Annotated in this window: 5 protein-coding genes; 2 read left to right on the top strand and 3 right to left on the bottom strand. The window is 70.6% G+C overall.

The window, feature by feature from the left end; all coding sequences use genetic code 11:
* Together IJH84_RS10775 and IJH84_RS10770 are read left to right on the top strand one after the other, a co-directional pair.
* A partial coding sequence (locus tag IJH84_RS10775; protein WP_295143466.1) for an anhydro-N-acetylmuramic acid kinase occupies window positions 1-340 on the top strand: 340 nt, incomplete at its 5' end.
* Window positions 316-1,836 (top strand): sodium:solute symporter, encoded by a 1,521-nt coding sequence (locus IJH84_RS10770; protein ID WP_295143463.1) that lies wholly within the window; start codon window positions 316-318, stop codon window positions 1,834-1,836. The genes IJH84_RS10775 and IJH84_RS10770, both read left to right, overlap by 25 nt.
* Before the next feature lie 19 nt (window positions 1,837-1,855).
* On the opposite strand, the gene IJH84_RS10765 is transcribed toward IJH84_RS10770, so the two are convergent.
* The 3 genes from IJH84_RS10765 to IJH84_RS10755 form a co-directional block, all read right to left on the bottom strand.
* Window positions 1,856-2,746: a hypothetical protein gene (locus IJH84_RS10765; protein ID WP_295143461.1), complete on the bottom strand. Its 891-nt coding sequence runs from the start codon at window positions 2,744-2,746 to the stop codon at window positions 1,856-1,858.
* Window positions 2,747-2,954: 208 nt separating this feature from the next.
* Window positions 2,955-3,116, bottom strand: a complete 162-nt coding sequence (locus tag IJH84_RS10760) for a hypothetical protein (RefSeq protein ID WP_295143457.1) — start codon at window positions 3,114-3,116, stop codon at window positions 2,955-2,957.
* Window positions 3,117-3,138: 22 nt separating this feature from the next.
* The coding region (locus tag IJH84_RS10755) for an AAA family ATPase (protein ID WP_295143454.1) at window positions 3,139-4,371 on the bottom strand (1,233 nt) is incomplete at its 5' end.

The following is a 4,371-nucleotide window of genomic DNA, read 5'->3' as shown; positions in this document are numbered from 1 at the left end:
GATCGCCTCCGGCGGCGGCGTCCGCAACCCGGTGCTGATGGACGCGCTGCGCCGCGAACTCGGCGCGATCGAACTGCGCACCAGCGACGAACTCGGGCTGCCCGCGCACGGCAAGGAGGCGTACCTGACGGCGCTGCTGGGTTGGTTGACCTGGCACGGGCTGCCGGGCAACGTGCCGGGAACCACCGGCGCGGACCCGCGGCCACTCGGCTCGATCACGCCCGGCACCGGACCGCTGCACCTTCCGGAACCCGCCGCACCGGTGCGGCGCCTGCGCATCACCGACCACCCCACGACGAATTCACAGGAGGGCGAATGCGGTCCGTCGATCTCATCGTGATCGGGGTGTACCTGATCGCGATGCCGTTGCTGGGCCTGCTGCTCAGCGGGCGGCAACGCAGTTCGCAGGACTACTTCGTCGGCGGCAGGAACCTGCCGTGGTGGGCGGTGTGCTTCTCCGTGGTGGCCACCGAGACCTCCACGCTGACGGTGATCAGCGTGCCGACGGTGGCCTACCTCGGCACCTTCACCTACCTGCAGCTGGCCATCGGCTACCTGATCGGCCGGATCGTGGTCGCGTTCGTGCTGCTGCCGCGCTACTACGCCGGGAACCTGGTCAGCGCCTACGAGTTCCTGGGCCAGCGCTTCGGCTCCGGGCTGCAGGGCACCGCGTCGGTGACGTTCCTGATCACCCGGCTGCTCGCGGACGGGCTGCGGCTGTTCGCCACCGCGATCCCGGTGAAGGTGATGCTGGACGCCTTCGGCCTGCAGTTCTCCTACTGGCAGATCGTGCTGGTGCTCTCGATCATCACGGTGATCTACACCTACCTCGGCGGGATCAAGGCCGTGGTGTGGGTCGACGCGATCCAGATGCTGGTCTACGTCGCGGGGGCGGTGCTGACCGCGGGAGTGCTCTCGACCCGGCTACCCGGGAACTGGGCGTCCACCGCCTGGTCCGAAGGCAAGTTCCAGCTGCTGGATTTCGGTTCTTCGGTGGTCACCGAGCAGTACGCGTTCATCACCGCCGTGCTCGGCGGCGCGGTGTTCGCGATGGCCTCGCACGGTGCCGACCAGCTGATGGTGCAGCGGCTGCTGTCCTGCCGGAACCTGCGGGAGAGCCAGCTGGCGCTGATCGGCAGCGGTGTGGTGGTCGCGCTGCAGTTCGCGCTGTTCCTGTTCATCGGCACCATGCTGTGGTCGTTCCACGGCGGCGCCGCCCCGGCCGAGCTGGGCATGGCCAGCAAGGACGAGCTGTTCCCCCGGTTCATCGTGAACGAGCTGCCGCCGGGGCTGTCCGGGCTGCTGATCGCCGGCATCCTCGCCGCGGCGATGAGCACGTTGTCCTCGTCGCTGAACTCGTTGTCCACGTCCACGGTCAGCGACCTCTACCGGCGGCTGACCCGGCGCAGCGACGACGCGGGCGTGCTGCGGCTCGGCAAGATCTGGACGCTGGTGTGGGCGCTGGTGTTCGTGGTGTTCGCGTCGCTGTTCAGCAGCACCGACAACCCCGTGGTGGAGCTCGGGCTGGAGATCGCCAGCTACACCTACGGCGCGCTGCTCGGCGCGTTCCTGCTGGGACTGCTGGTGCGGCGGGCGCGGCAGCTGGACGCGATCGTCGCGTTCGTGGCGACGCTGGTGGTGGTGCTGCTGGTGGCGTTGCCGATCGCGGGCGACGGGGACGCGTTGCTGATGTTCCCGGACGGCGAGGGCGGCTCGGCGACGCTGGCGTTCCCGTGGCTCACCCCGCTCGGAGTGGTCGTGACGCTGCTCGTCGGCGGCCTGCTGTCGCTGCGGAACCCGCGCCCGGCGCCCGAACCGGTCGGCTCCGCGGAGTGAGCGGAGCCGTCCCGGCGGATCAGAGCAACAGGAGCAAGACGATCAGCAGGCCGACGACGGCGGCCGCGACGCAAGCACCGACGGTCATGCCGACGTTCGGCGTGGACTGCGGTGTCGGGCCGAGGTTGCCGTCGCCGAAGGCCATGGCGGGCGACCGGTAGAAGGCGTCGACCCGCTGGCCCGCGCTCAGCGGGATCATCGCGGTGGCCGAGCCGAACTTCCACAGGTAGTTGACGTGCACCTCGATCTGGTACTGCCCCGGCGGCAGGTCGATCGCGGTCTTGCCCCAGCCCACCGGCGGTCCCGGCTGTCCGTTGATGGTCAGGCCGGGCTTGAACAGTGCCAGCGTGAACGCCATGGGCAGGTAGGAGGAGTCCAGCACGATGCGGCCCATGCCGGGAGGCGGCCCCATCGGAGGCTTGCCCGGCATCTGCTGGGTCATCCCGAGGTGGCCGTGCTGCTGGCCGGGCTGGCCGTTCTGGTCGGGCTGCGGCGGGAAACCCGGTGGGAACCCGGGCTGCGGCTGACCCGGCTGCGCGTACGGGCCGGCATAACCGGGCTGCGGCGGATAGCCGGCCTGTTGGGGATAGCCGGCTTGTTGCGGATAACCGGGCTGCGGCGGGTATCCCTGCTGCGGCAGCGGCCCCGACCCCGGATGCGGCTGCTGGAACGGGCCCGACCCGGGATGGGGCTGTTGCGGGAACGGCCCCGACCCCGGCTGCTGCTGCGGCATCGGCCCCGAGTTCGGGTACAGCTGCGGCACCGGGCCCGAACCCGGCTGGTACTGCGGCCCGGCGCCCGGGTGAGGCTGCGGTGCGTATCCGTTCGGAGGCGGTGTCTGCTGACCGTGCGGCGCCTGCTGACCGGCGGGCGGGTACGGCTGGCCCTGCGGACCGTACGGCTGCGACATGCGGGCCTCCTGGCGGCGTCCGGCGGATTCGGCACACACCGTAATGCCCGCGAGCACTCGGCCGATCTCCGGTATTGCGACCGGCCCGGGCCGAGCGTGGCCGAGGCGCCTCACGCACCGTCCTGATCCGCGGCCAGCACGATCGAGCCGAGGTAGCCGTCGCCGTCCTCCGGTGCGCACGACCTCACGCCAGGCCGAACGGGCCGGATCACCGGAAAGGCCGGAAGAAGTCCCGGAGTTCGCCGACGTAGAGCTCCGGCTCCTCGACCGGGGCGAAGTGCCCACCGCGGTCCATCCGGTTCAGGTGCACCAGGTTGGTGCTGCGTTCGAGCAGTACCCGCGGCGGATCGAGGATGTCGGGCGGGAACACCGAGACATGGAACCGTCCTAGGTCAGGGGTGTTCCGCGGCCTGCTGCTCGGCGTCCGCAGCGGCTTCCGAATCCGGCTCCGGTCCCGATTCCGGGCCCGATTCCGGGCCCGATTCCGCTTCCGGCCCGTCCGCGACGACCTCCGGCGGCGGCCCGGCAGCCGCCGGGTCCGGCTCCGGTTCCGAGCCGCGCAGCCGCTGCGAGATCACGGTCGTGATGCCGTCCCCGCGCATGCTCACGCCGTAGAGCGCGTCGGCGATCTCCATGGTCGGCTTCTGGTGCGTGATGATCAGCAGCTGCGAGGTGCTGCGCAGCTGGTCCAGCAGCGTGATCAGGCGCCGCAGGTTGGTGTCGTCCAGCGCCGCCTCGACCTCGTCGAGCACGTAGAACGGCGATGGCCGCGCCCGGAAGATCGCCACCAGCATCGCCACCGCCGTCAGCGACTTCTCCCCGCCGGACAGCAGCGAGAGCCGCTTGACCTTCTTGCCGGGCGGGCGCGCCTCGACTTCGATGCCGGTGCTGAGCATGTCCTCCGGGTCGGTGAGCACCAGCCGCCCGTCACCGCCGGGGAACAGCACCGAGAACACCTGCTTGAACTCCTCGGCCACGTCGTGGAACGCGGACTGGAAGACCTCGAGGATCTTCTCGTCCACTTCCTTGACCACGTCGAGCAGGTCGCGGCGGGTGGCCTTGAGGTCTTCGAGCTGGCCGGACAGGTACCGGTAGCGCTCCTCCAGCGCCGCGTACTCCTCCAGCGCCAGCGGGTTGACCTTGCCGAGCAGCGACAGGTCCTTCTCGGCGCGCTTGGCGCGGCGTTCCTGGGTACCGCGGTCGTAGGGCATCGACGGCGGTTCGCTGACCTCTTCGCCGCGTTCCTTGGCGGCTTCGTACTCGGCGACCTCGGCGGGCGTCGGCGGTACCGGCACGGTCGGGCCGTACTCCTCGACGAGGTCGTCCAGCCCGATGCCGAAATCTTCGATGATCTTGTTCTCGAGCGGTTCGATGCGCAGCCGCTGCTCTGCGCGGACCATCTCGTCGCGGTGCACCGCGTCGGTGAGCTTCTCCAGCTCGCCGCCGAGTTCGCGGACCCGCGCGCGCACCGTGCCCAACGCCTGGTCGTGCTCGGCCTGCTGGGCCTGCGCGGTGTCGCGTTCGTCGGTGGCCGCGCGCAGCGACCCGGCGATCCGCTCCAGCGCCTTCTGCGCACCGTCGATGACGGCCCTGGTCACCCGGGCGCCGCGTTCCCGCGCCTGGCG

Origin of the sequence: Saccharopolyspora sp., assembly GCF_017434145.1 — a bacterium.
Classification (GTDB): Bacteria; Actinomycetota; Actinomycetes; order Mycobacteriales; family Pseudonocardiaceae; genus Saccharopolyspora_C; species Saccharopolyspora_C galaxeae.
This window is presented reverse-complemented; position numbering and strand designations above follow the sequence as displayed.

What these genes read in the sequence shown, in the direction of transcription:
- IJH84_RS10765 (WP_295143461.1), bottom strand. Translation starts at nt 2,746, where the DNA reads ATGTCGCAGCCGTACGGTCCGCAGGGCCAGCCGTACCCGCCCGCCGGT.
- IJH84_RS10770 (WP_295143463.1), top strand. Translation starts at nt 316, where the DNA reads ATGCGGTCCGTCGATCTCATCGTGATCGGGGTGTACCTGATCGCGATG.